Origin of the sequence: Aquimarina litoralis (genome assembly GCF_039523995.1) — a bacterium.
GTDB lineage: Bacteria > Bacteroidota > Bacteroidia > Flavobacteriales > Flavobacteriaceae > Aquimarina > Aquimarina litoralis.
Map to the genome: position 1 here is coordinate 740516 of NZ_BAAAGE010000001.1, position 20197 is coordinate 760712.

Consider the following 20197-nt stretch of genomic DNA (forward strand, 5'->3'; position numbering starts at 1 on the left):
CCCAAAATCATAAACAGTTTTCTAAGCAGATCTCATGGAGTACAAGATGGTCTACATATTCTAAATCAAACACTATTTCAATAATCTCACCGAAGGATACCAAACGTTTTTGCTTTTAAACATCAGTATAGCGTTGACTACGATAAAGGAAATATTGATAAAATATAATCCTAAAAACAATACAATTATTGGTAAGGAATCAAATGAACTTAGAAAATCTAACTCGATTGTTATGACTCCAAACATTGCCAAAATAAAAAACAAATATGCTAAAAACAGCACTACAGACCAGGTGATCTGAAAATTTAATAGCTTCTTTCCATACGTATCTGCCCCTTTTATTTTATTGCGTTTTGCGATCCACAGAACTAGTGGTGCAATGATGCCTAATAGTGGAAAAATCAGAAACGATAAAGGAGATAATCCCAATAACAAAAGAAATCCTTTATCTTCTTGCTCCGACCAATCTAACAGTTCATCTGGTGATGTTTTTAAGGCGATGGATAATCTTTTTAACGTTTCTCCTCTGGGTTCTGATTCTCCATTTTCGATTCTTTGTACCGTTCTTAATCCTAGATTGGTTTCATAAGCTAATGTTTCCTGAGAAAATCCATGACGTACTCGTAGCTCTTTAATCTTTTTTGCAAGGTTTGCATTTTTCATAATACTAATTTAAAAATTCAACGGTACAAATCTAGAAACGGTCGGTTGTATTGGTATCGCCACTATTACGTCAAATCTACGTCAATTACGCCAAACGTTGATTTTATTGACTTTTTTGATCATCATTACATTCAATAGCACACCTATTCATTTTTATTGTTTCAATAATTCTTTGATAAAATAGGAAGGATAAATACCTGTGTTTTTATAAAAAGCTTTTGAGAAAGACTCCGGATTATTAAATCCTATTTCCTGAGCTAAGGCTACTACGGTATATTTTCTAAAAATGGGATCATTTTTTAATTTATCAATAACATAGGCTACACGAAGGTCGTTGATATATTGAGCAAAGTTTTTTCCTTTGTATTTGTTAATCACTTTAGAAAGATAATTGGAATTAGAATCAAAGCGTTTGGCAAGATTGACCATATTTATATCTGGATCTAAGTATTCTTGTTTATCCTCAAACTGCTGTAAGCATTCTAATAAATGGGCTATAATTTCTTTGCTTATAGCTGCAGTCGCATCTTTTGTATTTGCTTTTTCATTGGTATTAGAAGATTGATCCGCCACCAGTTTTAAAAATCGCTTTTTATACAAGCGTTGTCTGTAAAAATAAAATCCAGCAACTCCTAATGCTAGTAGTAAAAGGCCAGAGATAATAATGTTTTTGGTAGATATTCTGGTATTTTCCTTGGCTAAGGAAGCAATTAATTTTTCTTTTTCTGCTAATAAAATCGGGGTATCAAATTCTTTAGATATTTTAGTATTTAAATTTCTAAAATTAGTACTTAAAATACTATCACTATATAAAAGTCTGTTTATATAAAAAAGCTGATTGTTTTTGTCTTTTTTTGATTTATAATACTTGATAATATGCTGGTATGCCGGTCTTATTTCGGCGGTTAAATAACCCGTATTTTGAACTACAGAATCTACTTTTTTAAAATAAGTAATTGCTTTCTCCTTTTCAAACAAACCAAGATGAGATTTACCTAAATAAAAGTAGATTTCTATAATATCGGATGTATCATAATGATAGATATTCTCAGGTTTTTTAAATTCTGGCAATGATTGATTAAGATTGTATATCGATTCTTTAAAATTTTCCTTATAAAATTCATTGACCCCCTTATTGAAGAAAAACATAAATCTATTAGGAAATCCAATCGCCAACTCCATCCCTTTTCTATTCAGTGAAATCGCCGAATCTATCTCTTCATTTTTTCGATAAATACTAACTAGTGTAGATAATGTATTAAGATACCTTAAACTATCATTCCAAAATCTAATATTATTTGATTCTTCGAATTTTAGGTATTCTTTAAAAATTGATTTAGCTTCATCATAATTTCCAATTTTTATTTTTAAAAGACCTATATTATGTTTTGCAATCCATTCATAATGGATATCTTCCTTTTTCTTAGACCAATTAAGTGCTCTAATATAATTATCCAAAGCAATATTAAACTTCCCCTTTCCTTCATATGCTACTCCTTTTATTATGTAAGCTAAAGTTGGGAAGTATTTATTTTCAGTACTCTGTGTTATATTAATTGCGCTGTCTAAATATTGAATTTTGTGTTCAAAGCTATTAGAATCAAAAGAAGCCATCGCGCAATATCCATAAGCTAGCTTATAGTCTATATCATCAATTTTTGCTTTCTTCAAATAAGCTCTTGCGAATATCTTAGAACTTACCGTATCTATATCCAAATTACGCTCATAACCCTCATAAATAATAGAAGAATCCAATTGTACAAGAGAATCAATATCTGATACAACTAATGAGTCAACTGATTGCCCCATCGCTAAAAGAGTAAATAAAAAGAATAGTATGCTTAGCTTTTGCCTCATAATCCTTGGTTGATTTTGTATGCGTCAAAAGTATTTAATTTCGTTTATGAAGATTGGCGTTTATGGGATAAATCGATCAAAAGCTAGTCGATATTTATGAAAAACCGGTTGTACATCTATACCATGCATGGTATCATACACCCTTGATCAGATAAGAATAACCAATTATTCCCCAAAAGCGGGTAACAAATTTGCCTAAAACTACACTAAAGTAATAGAAACGAAACGTATTACTCATTAATGAAACGAGCCATAACAAAACTTTTACTACACAAAAGCATGAGTATTGGTGCGTTACAGGTGACTTTTACAACAATACTATAAAACATGCAACACAAACTCATGATCCTAGTACTCTTATGTACTACCCTAATGAATGCTCAAAACACCGATGCTGAAACCAGTAAACACTTATTAAAAGGAAATCTGCTAATTACTCCTAGTCTAGAATATGAAAAAAGAGTAACGAATGCTACCACCCTAAGTCTGCAATTAGGTGTAGAACTGGGAACGATAGAAAATGAAATTCTGGATGAAACCCGAGTCGTATTTTATCCTACGCTAGATATCGATTACCGATATTATTACAACTTTAGAAGACGCCAAGAAAAAGGAAAAAATACTACTCATAACTCGGCAAATTATTTTGGATTGGCCAATTCTTTTTCGAATGCCAATACTATTTTTAGTGATCGCAATCCTAGAGATGCTTACTTTGTTACTATTGCCGGAGTTTATGGTTTGCAACGAACCTATTGGAAAAAACTAAATCTCAGATTCGAGTTTGGAGCAGGGTATGGATTTAGTGATATTCAGGAAACGATACTTCCGGTAGTAAATTTCTCTTTGGGATGGGTATTGTGGAATCAATCATAGTAAGAAGATGAAGCAAGAACAACAACTCTTATATAAGGTAATGCGCCATTTTGAAGGAATGCAAAAAATGGAAGTTTTTGATTTTCTACATAAGATCGAAGTAGTATTACATTATGCCAAAAACCCTTTGCGCTTGGAGCATCTAAAGAACATTATTTCTTCTAATATCAATGAGGAAGGAGCTATACATCCTTTTGGGTTTACCATTTTACCCAATGGTAATTTCTGTGAGCTCGAAGGTGCTAATGATTGGATTCATATCTATAAAGAAAATAAAAGAGGTTGGAGTCGATGTATTCCATGGAACACCTATTATTTTAAAACCAAATATGCACCTCTAGAATTAGTAAAGCTTACCAAAAAACATCTGCAAGAAAATGTACATAATACCAAACATGAACATGAGGTAGGAGCATTTTTGGCGGTTTATCATATTACTAAAAAAGACCATGCCAGTGGTAAAATGTCATTGCTGGAGATTGTTTGATTTTTGTAGGTTGGAAAGTTAGATCATTGGATTGTTAGCGGAATAGAATGTTCGACTTTTTTTAGATTCATAACTCTCCTGTTTGCTAATTCGCACAGCCCTAACCCCTCCTTCGACCACACTCAGTACGAGTCTTAAGAGGGGAATAATTTCTTTCTACTTTGTACCTAATACTCGCATCTTTCTTTTTGCTACTAAAAACTTTGAATGACATACATATAAATCGGCATGCCTAAAGTAATATTAAATGGAAATGTAATTGCTAATGCCATTGGCAGATATAAACTAGGATTGGCTTTGGGTGCTGCAATTCTCATCGCTGCTGGTACAGCAATATACGAAGCACTTGCTGCCAAAATAGCTAGTAAAAACCGATCTCCGTCATTAGATAAAAATACTCCCGAAATCTTTGCTACAAATAGACCATTTATCAACGGAATGATGATAGAAAACAAGAAAGCAAACCATCCTTTTTTTAGTAATGCCCCGATTTTTTGTCCGCTGGTAATTCCCATATCTAATAAGAATACTGCCAAAAATCCTTTGAAAATATCTGTTGTAAATGGCTTGATTCCTTCTGCTTGTGCATCGCTGGCTATAAAACCGATCACCAAACTCCCTAGAATCAAAAGAACACTTCCGTTGGTAATGGCATGCTTTACCAATTGGAATAACTCACTAGCAGATTTTTTTCCGTTAGAATATAATCGTAGTAATAATACTCCGATGATAATAGAAGGAGCTTCCATAAGTGCCATCACTGCCACCATATGTCCTCCAAAATCTATTCCTTCCATCTCTAGAAAACTCACTGCCGTTACAAAAGTAACCGCACTTACAGAACCATAGGCCGCAGCAATTGCACCTGCATTTTCTACCGTAAACTTTAATCTTAAAACAAAGAATGTATACACAGGAACTAAAAGTGCCATGACAATTCCGGCAACAATAGCATAGGTAATATCCACATTATACGAACTGTGCGCTAACTCTTGCCCTCCTTTGAAACCGATAGAGAGCAAGAGATATAATGAAATAAATTTGGAAGAGTTTTGAGGAATTTTAAGATCACTTTTTACTTGCGAAGCGATAATTCCTAATACAAAGAAGAGTAGTGCTGGATTGGTTAAATTATCAACCAAAAGATGTAAATTCATCTCTAAATATTAAATAAGGAGTTAGTCAATAATTTCAATGTTTAAAACACCACTTATTTTCACTCTCTTACCACCTAACATTGCTTCTTTATAAATAGGTTTGAAATTTTCTTTTTCCTGTAATAGCTGAGATACTCTGCTGTCATCAAAGTTCGTATCGCTATGCATATCTCCTTCGCAAATGGATAGCCTGTGTAACTTATGAAAATTTACTTTTTCTCTGATTAAACTATTAATCACATCTGATGCTTCTGATGGTGTAAATACTCCATCTACCAATTGTACCTTGTGTGTAACTTCTGTAGATACCATAATTATTCTGATTTTGATTTAAAATTATTCTTTGATTTAAATGCCACGAAAGCAACAAGTCCTAGTATTGTTCCAACTTTTAGAAGCTCTGAAAACAATGCACTATTTGCCATATAACTCATTACAGCGACAACTGCATACAGCAAAACGAATGCAACCAGCGCAATGATTTTGGAAAAAGTAAAGAGTTTGGATTTGTTGATTTGAAGTGTGAGTATCGATTTTTCGTTATGAACTTGTATCGCACTCGAAGACCATTTTATATCTGTTTCCATACTAATAGCTTTTTGATATTATTACTATGTTCTGGGTGTAAAATTACCAAGTCTAATTCATATGTTTTTATTTATATTTATAATAAGAAGCATAAAAATTATTTATGTATATTTAAAAACCATAAAAATACGCTTAGTAAAAATACACTTGTAAGTAATTGAAAAACAAAGATTTAATCTGAACGAAAGACCACTGATGAATTATGAAATACTGTCTATGATTTCCCGAAAAAATTAAAGTAATACGTCGCTAAAAAAATTGAAATTGTATGAAAACCTATCCATTTTCATCTAAATTTTTCAAATTCATGCGAATAAAAAGGAGTACTAAAGGTATTTTTATGAAGTACCAGATTTATATGGAATCTGAGGTAAGTTCTTCTATTACGATTCCATTTTCTAAAGCATCAATAACTCCCATTGCGGCTCTTTCTCCAGATATCATTGCAGCATTTAGAGAGCCATTAAGTTGCTGATCTCCTGCAATAAAAATAGTGGGTGTTAATCGAGTTTCTGAAGGTAACATTTCATACTGTAGATTCGTGATATCAGGTAGGGCATGAGAGATATCGTATCGCTTTATAAATCGATCTACTTGGATAGAACAGTGCTCTGCCAATTCTGCTGTAACCTTTGCTATCAATTCGGTTTCTGATAAGTTATGTGATCTAACTACCGTTACCGACAATAGTTCTTTGCCAGAAATGGTATTAGGTTGTAAAACCGTTGGGTAACAGATATTATTAATTAGCGTTTCCTTATGAGGTATAAGGCCTATTAGTGGTTTATGAATTACTCGATCTTTTGTTTCGAAATAAAGCGTATCACAACTTTTCCAGGTGATTTGCTGATTTTTCAGGTTCGGAATTACAAAACTAGGTTCTGTAGCTATAATGGTAAAATGGCTTTCGATTTCTTTCCCTTCTGTAGTCAAAATTGTACCCTCTGCTACTTTTTCAACTCTTGTATTATATATAAACGAAGTATGATCTAGTGCAGAGACCAATTGATTTGTTATTTCTCCAATACCCAATTTAGGGATAGCGGCATTACCATCTCCAAACATTTTATAAACAAACTTGAACATTCTAGAAGAAGTCTGAAGGTTCTCTTCTAAAAAAATTCCTGTAAAAAAAGGTTTAAAAAACTGATGGATGATCTTATTAGAAAACCCAAAATCTTCTAAAAATGATACCGTGGTTTGTTCTCTTTCTTCGAAGATCTCATGAATGGTTGTTTTTTTTAAAATCTGATTGAGTTTTAAAATCTTTCTCTTATCAGAAAAGCTACCAATATTTGCAGTAATCGTAGGCCATAGTAATGATAGATCTCTCAGAGGATCTCCAATAATTTTCTGTTTGCCATCTTCAAATATTGTGGCCCCTGGTAAAAACTCCTGAAGCGCTAATCTATTAAAATCTAAATATTGTTTTGCTGCTGGATATGAGGTAAGTAATACTTGAAAACCGTGATCAATAGCATATCCTCCTATCTGATCTGTTTTTACTCTACCACCACAACTATCTTCTGATTCGATAATAACGGGATGATACCCAGATTTTTCCAGAACTTGCGCTGCAATTAAACCACTAATCCCAGCTCCAACAATATGAACTTTATATTCAGATTTTTTCAAACTTTTTATTTTTAATTGGTTTTAGATCTACAAATAAGCAACGGGAAATATTATCCCTCTCAGAATACTAGTTCATTCTTAGATTGAAATCTAATATTCTACGGATATTCCTTTTGTACTTATTTCTGCAGTTTTTGATGATCCTTCGTTTTATGATATTGTTTATCTCTCCAGGCTGCACCCATTCCATAAGACCGTAATTGAAAATATTTTTATCATAACTATGTCGAATCATCCCGTTTTTGTAAAACGTGTAACTATCCTCTAGTCCTTTTTTTCCTATTACAACAGTACATAATTCTTCTAATCCTTCTTTCATTTTGTTTAATATTTTTCATTTTACATTAAACAAAAATACAATAATTGCATTAGATTTAAAAATAGGAAGCATGGAGAAACGCTACATATAAATTTGTTTAACAAATATTTACCATTCGTTTTATCGCTGAAATAGGTAAAAAGAGATCAACTAAAAAGGAGTCTTCTTTGAAGTAAAAAATGATACGCTCATATCAAAGTTTCTTATCCGCCATAAGACTCCTAAAAAACAAACAGGCTGTCCAAAAAGTAACTTTATAATGTCAAACTGAGCTTGTCGAAGTTTTTAATCAGTTGATTTTCAATTTATCTTCGACATGCTCAGACTGACAAGTACGTGTTTTCAATACTTTTTAGACAGCCTCTTTGAATCCGTGCTATAATAGGTTCTCTATTAATGAACAATGACTTTCTTAACAATAGGCTTTTGCTTATTATTCACCTTGATGATATAGACACCTTTGCTAAGATTATTGAAACTGTATTCCGTTTGTTGAATATCAGATATACTTCGTATGGTTCTGCCTGAAATATCAAATAGTGTAATATTTCTGATACCATTATATTCGGATAACTGAAGATTTACGGTTCCCTTGCTTGGGTTAGGATACACTTGTACTGTAACTGCTTCATCTTTTACAATCGTTTCATCTACTGCTCGCTGGTCACATCCCGAAGCGAAACTGATCCAATCTAATTGAATATTCCTACTTGCATTATGAAAATACAGATATACTACATGATTCCCTGAAGCAGATACATCAACAGTTTTCTCTACATAAGTATTCCAACTTCCGGTACTTTCTGGGTAGATTTCTGCAATGGTATTGCTCTCCTGATTGTTATCGAGCCTGATTTTCATATAGCCATTTTCGTTATTCCCTTTGGAATATCTGAAGGTAAACTTACCACCTGATACATTTACATTATCAAACTTTAACCAATGCGAATACCCAATATTGGTCATTACTCCATTCGTATTGGTCAGCTGATAAAAATTCTCTACATGATCCTCTGCTTCTATTTTGTCACATGTAGTACCACCTCCAGAATTATCGGATGCTTCAAATTTTATCCAATTCACATTGTACAATCCTCCGGATATATCTAATCGCAAAACCTGATTTGCATTTCCATTGGTGATTTCGACATTAGGTATGATAACATCTTGCCAAGATTGCCATCCATTGGTATTCGGGATTTGGGCAGATCCTAAAACGGATGTTCCTAATTTTAGCGCTATTGATTTCGTATTACTTTGGGTACTGGCTACTCTTAAAACAATATCATAAGTTCCCGTACTAATACTACCAATAGTATACTCTAACCACTCTCCATTAGCAGTCCAGCCTACATTAGTACCTCCATTGGTATCACTGGTATTTTGTATATCTACTCCTTCATTAGCTCTTCCTTGTCCTCCATTATTACTAGCATCGGCATCATTATAAGCAATTCCTTGTCCTCCGTTATCATAATCTTCTGCCTGAATGATTCCAGGAATGCTATGGCTTGTAAAAGGTGTCTGTATTGGATCTACCGGATCACCTTCAGCAATCACTACACTTCCTAAATTAGTAGGACAATCATTGTTACCCCAACGCACCCATACGTTATAATTACCTGAAGAAAGATCATTAAATGTTGCAGATCCTGCATTATCATTTACTTGTAATGGATACGTTGTACCGCCATCGTTACTAAACTCTATAGCACTTCTCCCAGAAACATCCGAGAACGTAAAGGTAATTTTTCCATCATTTGCGCCTAGCGTTGTTTCATTTGTAGCACTAACGGTAGCCGTGGGAAACGGAGTACCGTTACAATCGGGAATATCAATACCATCAGAAAAAGCTTTAAAGTTTCCTGATAAGTGCATAAAACTCATCATATATAATAACCCGTCGTAGTATCTATATTGACCTGCCGGAATAGGGGTATCAAAAAACTCATCGATAAAAGGCCATACTTTTGCATCTTCTAATGCCAAAGCTCCTACAGCATTACAAGCTACTAATCCTGGAGAGTGATCATTATTTCTACTAAAAGATCCATCCAAAGTCCATAAAGAACTATATCCAGGTTTATCTTTAAAGAAATCAATCTGATTATCAATCAACGGCTGAATACTATTTTTACTTTTCTGAAACCATGCAAAGTCAAATCCCATATTCATAATATTTCTCCAGGCATCGAACTCAAAATTACCATGGTTTCCTTGGTTTACTGGTGTACCATCAAACTCTGAATAATCAGGCATTAATCCTGTTTGTGGATGTGCCGCTCTGGGCAATAAATACGTTCTACTTACATTGGCCATCTCTGCCCATAATTGATTGTTATTGTCTGCTTCTAACGCCCATATTTCATAAAAAGCTGGAAGGTGATACGATGGATCTGTAAAACTGGCCGAATTACCACAAATTCCAAATACTATTTGTCGCTCGTCTAGATCTACCAGACCTGTTGGACAAGATCCTGTACTAGGCGCTGGTTTGTTTAGCATACTATCTAAAATGTAATTTGCTTCTGCTCGGTAATTAATACCTCCTGTACTACCCCAAAGTCTATCGGCAAAAAACAAAGCGGTTACAAAATACTCCTCACCATCAGGTGCAGAATTCTGGTCAATCATAGAAAAATTAGTTCTATTTAATTGCCAGGAAAATAAACCTTCTCTTTGAGTACCTTCGGGATGCTGACTATATCTTTTGGCAAAACGCCATAGGTTATCAAACTCAGCCTTTTTACCTAATTGTACACAGATCATCATTCCATAAGACATTCCTTCAGATCGAATATCATTATTTCCTGTATCTAAGATATACGCCATATCATTTCCTACTTCGTAATAAAGCCGTTCATTGTTGCTATCACCGTTAACGAAATATTGATCCCAAATAGCATTCATTTTCTGCGCTACTGCAGCTTCTGTTTTTCCGGATTCTACAAACATATTTCTATAGATTCCAGATTCAAACGATGGTACTGATGGAATTACTGGAGCCGATCTCGGTGGTGGTGGAGATCCTAAAAAAGTAAAAGTGATCCGATCCAAAAAGGTATCGTTAGATCCATTATCTGTAGTTAATTCTAAGGCTAATGTAACAGGATTTGTACCTGATATAGTCACCTCTTTTGTGCTGGTGGACGTTGATGTTCCAGAAAAAGCAAATGAGCCCAAACTATTTCCGGCAAGCATTAAATCGATCCTAGCTTCATTGTTATTGGAAGAAGCTCCTGTAATTTCTACACGGTACAAACCGGGAAGTGTGGAAAGATTTACGGTGCCTTCTGCTTTATCTCCATTGCCATAAAAAGCAACTCCATTAAATGGTGTATCAATAGCTCCGGCATACGGGCCACCAATATTTAGATCTTCGATCTGAATTGTGACTTGCCCTGATACCACCATGACACAGAGCAATAATAATGTGAATAGATTAGTTGTAATTGTTTTCATAAGAAGTTTGTGTTTTAGATAATTAGTTGACCTAAAACTATTATATTTTCTTTCAAACAATTAGTTGGTAATCAAATCCTTAGAAAAAGCGTTAAAAAATTGAGGAAGTAACAAGAGGCTCTTATCTATTAATTTTGCTAACAAATAACGCAAATATTTGATATTCAAGTATTTATTGTGTTGTTTTTTGATGGAAAATTTAGTTTTTTTTTACGAAAACGTTTTCGTTAAAATTTTTACCGATTTCACTATTGTTTTCCTTTATCTAATGGATAAATTTTGAGCCATTTTAGTAGTTATTTAAGCGGTTATAGTGTAATAAAACTCTCAATTAAACGGAATAATATTTATTACATAAATAGGAGGAAAAGCATTTGCAAATTATGGACAAGCAAACGCTTTTCTAAATAAAAAGAAACCTTAGAGACTATATGTTTTTTTTATCCACTCGTACCCAATCAACCCACATAAATGTATTTTTAAAAAGATTGATTCTACCGTTATCAAAAAGGGAATTGTCCGATCCAATGTGCATATTCAGAATTACGTTATGAGGTCCAAAGTTCTCTAATTTTAAATTTGGATTTACCCAATTTCCGTAGTTGGCTACCTGATTATTATCTACAAATACATCTATATATACATTCCCGTTCTGGTTAGTCCAATACATATCATATTTATGCCAGTTGTTATCATTCAAATTATATTTACGCTCCGCACTAGTTCCCATTTCATTTTGCAAGAAGTTTCTTCCGTAGAATAAATTGCTAGAATACTGGCTCCATCCACCGAATGTAAAGCCTTCCATAATGTCAATTTCGCCATGTTGCGGCCATACGCTTTCATCAACCGTCCAGAAAGCTGGCCAAGCTCCATAGGTGTCTTTAAATTGTCTAGTTGCGTTATTATAATCCTGAGCTGTAAATTTTATCATTGCAGATACCCGATACTGCTCATTTCTTTTTGGTTTAAAGTTGAATTTTGACTTTACATGACCCGACTCATAACTATTGTTATTTACTTTATAAGATCGTAATCGAAGACAACTCCTATTATCAAAGTTTTGGATAGAAGAGTTCCAATATTTATAGGCACAAATTCTGGAGTTATAATCATTTCTGCCATGTGTTCGTTCCCACTTGTTTAAATTTCCTCCTTGGTTAAAATTATCAACAAAAACATTGGTCCATTCGTTGTTTTTATTAGATAAGGTATCGCTTTCGCCATCACCATACTGTACGATTAGGTCATTTTTAAGGTCTTCTGAAGTTTGATTTGATCGTTCATCTTTATCACAAGATATAAAGAAGATACTACACATACACCATAAGATAGTTGTTTTAAGAGTTTTCATAATTTATTAATTTATATTGAGTTAGTATTTTTTCGAATTATCATTATCCATGTTACATATCACCAAACACTGATGATTATGTAAAGTGTAATTTTTTAACAATTTAAAAACACAAGTCTCAAATTAATGATTCAAAAAAAGCATATACTATAATATTTGCTGCATTTGTGTGCTAAATTGTAGTAGATAAAAGAAGAAAATATATTCTGTACTCGTCTGGCGTTCATTCCTAGTAGTGAATACTTTTTATACTTACATTTTTTTAGAAAAAAGAAACCCTGTAAACTATATTAATTTACAGGGTTCCTTCGGTTTTAAGGATATATGTGCGTGTTATAGTCCTTCTAAAAATCCTAAATAGGCAGGTTTTCTTTCAAATGATTCATCGAATAAAAGAGGCCATTCTGGTCTTCCATTATTCTCTGGAATTAACCAGGTATCATCATCCTTTAATCCCCAAACAGTAATAGCATATTTTTTATTCTGCGGAATCGCATTAAAAATCTCGACTACTTCTCGTACTCTCTGTCTTTGCGCCTGAGATCGCTCTTCTGTAAGATCTGTTAAATCATTCGCTGCATTCAATTTTACATCTAACTCTGCAAAATGTACCAATACATCTTTTGCTACTAATTCATCCGTAGCTTGTTGTATTTCTTCTTTGGTTGGGAAGTTATAATCAATATGCATTTGATATCCAACACCATCTATAAGATCGCTTGCTAATAGATCATCTACCATATCAAGTACTTTTCCTCTTTTTGTACCATCGAAGGTCATATTGTAATCGTTGTAAAACAATTTTACATTGGGGTCGGCCGCTCTCGCAAAAGCAAAACATTTCTCTACATAATTATCTCCCATTCGCTGCAAGAATAATGTATTTCTCCATTGGATACTCGCATCATCATCGATTGCTTCATTTACAACATCCCAAGAATTAATTCTACCTTGATATCTTGTAAATACATCTGTAATGTACTGTTCTATTAAGTCTTCGAATTCTTGATCTGTTCCGGTAAAATTCTCTAAAGCTTCCGGAATACTTCTATGCCATATTAATGTATGTCCATGTACATTTAAATTATTATCTTCTGCATAATCGATTAACGCATCAATTTTACTCCAATCATAAATAATATTCCCCGAACCATCTATCCCTGTAAAAATAGACGCCATTTTCATATCATTTTCAGCGGTAATACTACTAAACTCCGTAGTATAAAGTTGATCATAAGCAGCGATGTTTGTTCTAGCTTCTGATACTGCTACACCCACAAAGAAATTATTTTCGGTAGCTGATTTTAGGGTTACATCTTCAGGGAACTCTTCATTAGTTTCTACACTTATGGTATTAGAATTTTCTGAAACTTCACCATTAACTATTGCTCTTACTCTATAGTAATATTGAGTGTTTAAAGACAAACCTGATATATCCTGAAATAACTGATTTACTGCCAAACTTTCGTATCCCTGCACAAAAGATCCAAAATTAGGATCTGTTGCTACATCCAACTCATACCCACTAGCCAGAAACACATTATTCCAGTTAGCTGTAAAACTAGTAAAGTTAATTTCAGAAGCTTCTTCTGCAACTGGTGGGATTGCTGAAAAACTTAATGTATTATCATCATCAGAACAAGCCACAAAACTCATTAATGTGATAAAAATTAAGGTATAGAAAACCTTAGTGTATACTTTTTCTATTTTCATAGTAATTATTTTATAGAACACATATCCAGAGGAGTACGACCTATTAAATTATATATGATTCCTCCGGACATGCATTACTGTTATTTTATTTTGAAAAGGGCTTTAGTCTAGCTCTAGCACTTCTAGTCTAAGATTATCGTATCTATATCCTGAAGGTACCACTCCTGTGTCTCCCTCATGACTGATTTGCATTCTTATAGCTACTAGCGTAGCAGGATTAGGATCCCCCATACTTTGATTATTAACATCGAAGCCAAAACCAAAATCGGATAGTCTTAATCTTAGTGTTTGCCATCCTGATCCAGTTAGTGGTACTTTAAAAATCCAGTTATCGGTAGTTGCATCTTTTAGAATAAACTCCATAACAGTTCCTGGATAATCATCTCCATTAATATCGAGAACAACAAAAGCATTTTCAGAATCCGTGGAGGTAGTTACAGGTGCTACTTCTTGATGTCCACTTCCTGTAAATCCGTCAGTACCTGTGTCATCCCAAACAAGTTCTGCTCCACCGCTTCCATCTACTCCTAAACCGTTACTAATTTGGAATATATTATCACCGTAACTAAACCAATCTGCATTATAATCATTATTAATATTTGGTATTCCATTTCCATCAAAATCACTGAATAAGATCTGAACTACTCCCCCAACGATTGGTAAATCTTTAGAAACCATTCCTCCAGCTGTAACTACTGTAAATTCTGTAGTTTCTGTTTTTCCTTCTGGGAAAGTAAACAAGATTTCTTGTGGAGAAACTACTGTAAAATCACCTACTGATTCTCCATCAATAAGTACATCTTCTACATTAAAAAACCAATTTCCAAATGCTCTCATTTCTACACCTGCTTCTCCTTTTGATGGTGAAAATGTGTCCGCTACCGTTAAGGTAGGAGCTGGTTGCTTAATGGTAAACTCTGTGGAAACAGATTCTCCATAAAGGTTTGTAAAGGTTACAGTCTGATTTCCAAAACGACTCCCCTGATCAGCATCAAACGGAACATTAAAAAACAATGCTACACTAGAATTTAATGTAGAGTTAAAAAAGGTGTTCACTGTTCCATCGAAGATAATTTCCTTCATATCATTCAATCCAGTACCTTCTACTCTCACTAGTTCTGCTGGAAATCCTTCATTGATAGCAGGTTCGTCTCCCAGTGATACTATATTTACTATTTGTGGATCTCCAAATTGAAGTCCATCTCCGTTATCATCCCCACAGGATGATATACATATCAATAAGCTAACTACTGAGCACAAAACAAGTAACTTCTTGATATACATCGTTTCTTTATTTTTTTTCATCATTACTTATTTATTAGTCATTAATTACGTAATCTACTGCAGGACTCGCTGTATCTATAAATGATAACTCTGCAGATGGGATTGGCAGCAAAAAGTCATTATCATCAATACCGTCTATAAATAGAGATTCCACATTAAAGGGAACCAAGGTATTCACTGTTCCTCTATCTTGATTTCTAATAATGTCTTTTGCCGTTTCTCTGTCCATTCTTACTAAATCCAACCAGAATTTACCTGCTTCAAAAGCAAATTCGATTCTTCTTTCATCCATAAGAGCTTCTCTTGTAATCATCCCTTTTTCGGATAATCCGGCTCTTCTTCGTATTTGATTAAACGCATCTACAGCAGCTGCATCTCCAGTGGAATCAGCATTACCCATTATGGCTTCGGCATAAATCATCAATACATCTGCATATCTCATTAATTGAGTACTCATGTCGGTTCGCATAAAAAACACATTGGGATGTTCTTCTAGAGAACCAACTACATATTTTCTATATCTTAATCTGGTTGAAGAATCATCTCCATTTTCTGGGAATGTCCACCCTCCTTCACTAGTTAATAACTCAGGATAGAACCTTCCAGGTTCACAAATAATCCATTGTCTACGCAGGTCTTCTTCTCCAGAATCCGTAATCTTATCAAAGGATTGAAACAAATCGATACTCGGGGATACAGAACCAAATGAACCATCATTACCTATGACATCATCGCTTGCTATAAGATATGCCTGATTGGTATTCTGAATACCCCATAATCCATTGATAGATGTCCAAACCCATCTATAGATCCCTTCTCCATTTACACTCGCCGAAGGGTCAATAAACTGATCTTGATAATTAGGTTGTAGACTGTGTATTCCACTATCTATAACCATTTGGGCATAGTCTCTAGCATTATCATAATCTTTTAGCGTTAAATACATTTCTGCGAGATAAGCCCAAGCTGCTGTTTTACCTACTCTTATGGATCCTGCAGAACTTATAGGCAATAATTCTGCTGCTTTTTGTAAATCATTCTCTATAAAAGCGTAAATACTAGAAACTGTATTTAAAGGATACAACGTAGAAGTATCTGAAGTTACCTCATCGATCACTGGAATTTCTCCCCATAAACGCACCAAATAGAAATACGAAAAAGCTCGAACAAATCTTGCTTCACCTTCTACCTGATTTCTGACATCTTCAGAAATCTCCTCATTTAATGGTTGACTTACTACTTTTAATAATTGATTGGCATCTGCAATTCCTTTGTAGAAACCTTCCCAACCTTCCAATAACACCCCGTTATTTACTCCCACAGAGAACAATCTCCACGGCGCATCTCCCTCAAAACCAATAGAATTACCAGATAACATATCCAAAGAATACATAAACTTATCATTGGTAGTAAAAAAGGATTGCCCATACAAAGAGTTCGCACCTGCTAATAACTGCGCATCTGTTTGATAAAAATTATTTTCTGTAATAGCATCTACTACTTGACTTTCTAAAAAATCTTCACCACATGATGAGAATAGGGTCAATACGATAGCACACGTAAAAATTCTCTTAATACTTTTCATACCTAACATATTATTTTCTTTTTCCTGTTAAAATTGTACATTAAGTCCCAGTGTCATTGTTCTTGGAACTGGATATCGACCAAAATCTATACCTTTAAATATCGCTTGTTGATTAAGTGATCCTACTTCAGGATCATATCCCGAATAATTAGTAAATGTGTATAAGTTTTGAATCGTAGCATATACTCTTATCTGATCGAAAAACTTATTTTTTTCTCCAAATGTATCTTTAGGTAATGTACACCCTAAAGTCACGTTTTGAATTCTTAGATAAGAACCGTCTTCTATAAATCTATCAGAAACTCTATTGTTTCCATTTTTATCTCCATCAGAATATCTTGGTAAACTCCCATCGGTATTGGTAGCACTATATCTATCAATTACGGAAGTAGCTTGATTGGCATTAAATCGATTTACACCTTCAATATACGTTCTGGTATAATTATAAATATCATTTCCATAAGTTCCCTGTAAGAATATCGATAAATCAAACATTCCATAGCGGAAATTATTAGTGATACTATAGGTAAAATCTGGATGTGGATTTCCTATAAATGTTCTATCATTATCATCAATCACTCCATCATCATTTAAATCTTTAAATCGTACATCTCCCAGCCAAGTACCATTGGCCTCGTTCACTGAACTTTCTGCAGGTATAGCAGCAGGTTCAGACCCCGTTAGATCATCAATATCCCTAAAAAGTCCATCTGTTACAAAACCAAAAAACATCCCTATAGGTTGACCTACTTCTGATCTAGTTAAATCAGCAATAATCTCCTCATCCCGTAGCGTACCTATAAGAGCATCTCCATCACTAGATAATTCGGTAATTTCATTTCGGTATAAACTAAATACAATATTAGTGTCCCAACTAAACTTTTCGTTGGTAATATTCTTCGTGTTTAAAGTAACATCAATACCATCATTAATCATTTTACCAAAGTTTTCTACAGGTGAGTTTATTCCTATAAAAGATAGGGTATTTAAGCTTCCTAAGAACCCGGGAACAGGTCTGGTAGCCAAGAAATCTTTAGATGTCTTTCGATATACATCTACATCTAATCTAATATTGTTATCTAAGAAACCTAGTTCTACTCCTAAGTTAGGAGAGATTAAGGACTCCCATTGCACATCAGGACTACCAAAATTAGCTAAACTAAATCCTGGGCCAAGCGCAGTATTTTGGTTTCTAAGAAAGCTTAAGAATAAATTATCTCCAATGTCCTGATTTCCACTAGTACCATATCCAGCACGAATTTTAAAATAACTCCAAGCGCTAGAAATACTTTCCATAAACGGTTCATCACTAATCACCCAAGCAGCTGATACCGAAGGAAATAACCCATAACGATTATTTGATCCAAACTTTGAAGACCCATCATATCGTAAAGAAGCTGAAAATAAATACTTTGAATTATAATCGTAATTAATTCTACCAAAATAAGATAATATAGAACTTGTTCCTTCAAAAGATTCTGACAAGGATGTCTCGGCATCTCCAGTATTTAGACCGGGAACATCATTACTTGGAAAGTTAGATCTTTGTCCCGATAATCCCTGAAATTGTACCTTCTGAGCTTCTGTTCCCAATAAGATATCAAAATTATGATTTCCAATACTAGGAGTATAGGTTAAATAATTTTTGAATAGATAATATAAGCCTTCGTTGGCTCCTCTGAATGAAGAATTTAATCTATTAGAAAGTGATCCAAAATCAAAAGTTGGGAAAAAACTTTCTGTTTTAGCAGTATTGTAATCGTATCCTAAGTCAGATCTAAATTTAAGATTGCTTGCTAATCTTAAATCTAAAAAAATATTTCCGTTTACCTTAAATCTTTCTAATGTACTATTTCTTATTTCTGCAGCTGCTACAGGATTTAATGCTCCCGTATTTCCTAAACCGTTTTCTGGAGAACCAAAGGTTCCATCCGGGTTTCTAACGGGCACATTAGGAGTCTGTCTTAAAGCATTGACAATAGTACCGTTTCTAGAGTCATTTAATCCTATTTGCTCTAATGAACTGCTTAGGTTAATATTATGCCCAAACTTAATCCAATCATTATACTTGTAATCTAAGTTTAGTCGCATCCCAAATCTTCTAAGTCCCGAATTAATTACAATACCCTCTTGATCAAAATAATTCGCTGAAGCATAGAATTTTGTTTTTTCTTTACCTCCAGAGATCGATAACTGATGATTTGTTATTGGTGCAGCTCTAAAAATAGCTCTTTGCCAATTTGTTCCATCTCCTAAAATACTTGGATCTTCAAATTGTGGTGCTGGTGGCAAATTCGTTGATGGTGATTGTCTAACCTCGTTGGAATATGCCGCAAACTCTCTAAGATTCATCATATCCAATAATTTAGGTACCGTTTGGATACCACCATAGGTCTCATAACTTATTTTAGCTTTTCCTGCTTTTCCTCTTTTGGTCGTAATTAAAACCACACCATTAGAAGACTGGGAACCATATATGGCTGCAGCCGAAGCGTCTTTTAGTACTGTAATCGACTCAATATCATTAGGATTTAATGCTGATAGAGGACTCAAAGCAGTTTGACCTCCTGTTCCTCCAAAACGAGAAAAATTAAAGGAATTATTTTCTGAACTTTGAACGTTTACTCCATCAATAATATATAATGGCTCATTAGACCCTGTAACCGAAGTTGTACCTCGTATTCTTACTGACACGGCTCCTCCAGGTCGTCCTGTACTTCTAGTTACATTAACACCAGACACTAATCCTTGGATTCCTTGATCAATATTAGTAACTGTTTGTTTTTCCAAAACGTCTCCACCAATTATAGATACAGCAGAGGTAAGATCTTTTTTCCTACTTTGTCCATAACCAATAACCACCACCTGTTCTAAATCTGTAGTTTCTTGAATCATTACGACATCAATTTTCTCTTGTTGCACAACAATTTTCTCTATTGTTTGCATCCCTACATAGGAAAACACTAAAACATCTCCAATAGATATTCCAGTAATTTCATAATTTCCATCAAAGTCTGTTAAAACACCTTTATTGGTGTTTTTGACCGAAACGTTAACTCCTGGTAGGGGCAAACCAGATTGATCAGTGATTGTACCACTAATCACACTTTCTTCTTGCGAAAAAACATGCTGTGTCCCAATTATAAACAATGCAATAATTGCGAGTTTAAGTTTTATCATATATAATTTATTAAGGTTATACTTACTTTTAAAACCA

Annotated in this window: 15 protein-coding genes; 2 read left to right on the forward strand and 13 right to left on the reverse strand. The window is 34.0% G+C overall.

Going from position 1 to position 20197, the window contains the following annotated elements:
- Positions 1–72: 72 nt before the first annotated feature.
- Together ABD077_RS02915 and ABD077_RS02920 are read right to left on the reverse strand one after the other, a co-directional pair.
- Positions 73–663, reverse strand: a complete 591-nt coding sequence (locus ABD077_RS02915; RefSeq protein ID WP_343910319.1) for a magnetosome magnetite crystal formation protein family — start codon at positions 661–663, stop codon at positions 73–75.
- A 153-nt stretch (positions 664–816) separates the two neighbouring features.
- Complete coding sequence (locus ABD077_RS02920) at positions 817–2520, reverse strand: helix-turn-helix domain-containing protein (RefSeq protein ID WP_343910321.1); 1704 nt, start codon at positions 2518–2520, stop codon at positions 817–819.
- 327 nt (positions 2521–2847) lie between these two features.
- On the opposite strand from ABD077_RS02920, the gene ABD077_RS02925 reads away from it, so the two are divergent.
- Both ABD077_RS02925 and ABD077_RS02930 read left to right on the forward strand, forming a co-directional pair.
- A complete protein-coding gene (locus ABD077_RS02925; RefSeq protein ID WP_343910323.1) occupies positions 2848–3396 on the forward strand; it encodes a DUF3575 domain-containing protein in 549 nt (182 codons plus the stop codon).
- A gap of 7 nt (positions 3397–3403) precedes the next feature.
- Complete coding sequence (locus ABD077_RS02930; protein ID WP_343910325.1) at positions 3404–3883, forward strand: hypothetical protein; 480 nt, start codon at positions 3404–3406, stop codon at positions 3881–3883.
- 194 nt (positions 3884–4077) lie between these two features.
- Here the strand turns inward: ABD077_RS02930 and ABD077_RS02935 are convergent, their stop codons facing one another.
- From ABD077_RS02935 to ABD077_RS02985, 11 genes are all read right to left on the reverse strand, one after another.
- Positions 4078–5040 (reverse strand): sodium-dependent bicarbonate transport family permease, encoded by a 963-nt coding sequence (locus ABD077_RS02935; RefSeq protein ID WP_343910327.1) that lies wholly within the window; start codon positions 5038–5040, stop codon positions 4078–4080.
- A gap of 21 nt (positions 5041–5061) precedes the next feature.
- Positions 5062–5352: a hypothetical protein gene (locus ABD077_RS02940; RefSeq protein ID WP_343910329.1), complete on the reverse strand. Its 291-nt coding sequence runs from the start codon at positions 5350–5352 to the stop codon at positions 5062–5064.
- Positions 5353–5354: 2 nt separating this feature from the next.
- On the reverse strand, positions 5355–5627 hold the full coding sequence (locus ABD077_RS02945; protein WP_343910331.1) for a hypothetical protein: 273 nt from the start codon (positions 5625–5627) through the stop codon (positions 5355–5357).
- 355 nt (positions 5628–5982) lie between these two features.
- Complete coding sequence (locus ABD077_RS02950) at positions 5983–7263, reverse strand: FAD-dependent oxidoreductase (RefSeq protein WP_343910333.1); 1281 nt, start codon at positions 7261–7263, stop codon at positions 5983–5985.
- A gap of 67 nt (positions 7264–7330) precedes the next feature.
- Entirely contained in the window at positions 7331–7582 is a 252-nt protein-coding gene (locus tag ABD077_RS02955; RefSeq protein ID WP_299900145.1) for a hypothetical protein, read from the reverse strand.
- A 393-nt stretch (positions 7583–7975) separates the two neighbouring features.
- Positions 7976–11044: a glycosyl hydrolase family 8 gene (locus ABD077_RS02960; RefSeq protein ID WP_343910337.1), complete on the reverse strand. Its 3069-nt coding sequence runs from the start codon at positions 11042–11044 to the stop codon at positions 7976–7978.
- Between the two features lie 427 nt (positions 11045–11471).
- The gene (locus ABD077_RS02965) at positions 11472–12398 is read right to left on the reverse strand and encodes a glycoside hydrolase family 16 protein (RefSeq protein WP_343910339.1); all 927 of its coding nucleotides are present in this window, start codon (positions 12396–12398) and stop codon (positions 11472–11474) included.
- A gap of 333 nt (positions 12399–12731) precedes the next feature.
- Positions 12732–14111 carry an endo-1,4-beta-xylanase gene (locus ABD077_RS02970; protein WP_343910341.1) on the reverse strand — a complete coding sequence of 460 codons (1380 nt, stop codon included), beginning with the start codon at positions 14109–14111 and terminating at the stop codon, positions 12732–12734.
- Between the two features lie 102 nt (positions 14112–14213).
- Positions 14214–15416: a hypothetical protein gene (locus tag ABD077_RS02975; RefSeq protein WP_343910343.1), complete on the reverse strand. Its 1203-nt coding sequence runs from the start codon at positions 15414–15416 to the stop codon at positions 14214–14216.
- Between the two features lie 13 nt (positions 15417–15429).
- The gene (locus ABD077_RS02980) at positions 15430–16980 is read right to left on the reverse strand and encodes a RagB/SusD family nutrient uptake outer membrane protein (protein WP_343910345.1); all 1551 of its coding nucleotides are present in this window, start codon (positions 16978–16980) and stop codon (positions 15430–15432) included.
- Between the two features lie 27 nt (positions 16981–17007).
- A complete protein-coding gene (locus tag ABD077_RS02985; protein WP_343910347.1) occupies positions 17008–20160 on the reverse strand; it encodes a SusC/RagA family TonB-linked outer membrane protein in 3153 nt (1050 codons plus the stop codon).
- Positions 20161–20197 lie beyond the last annotated feature (37 nt).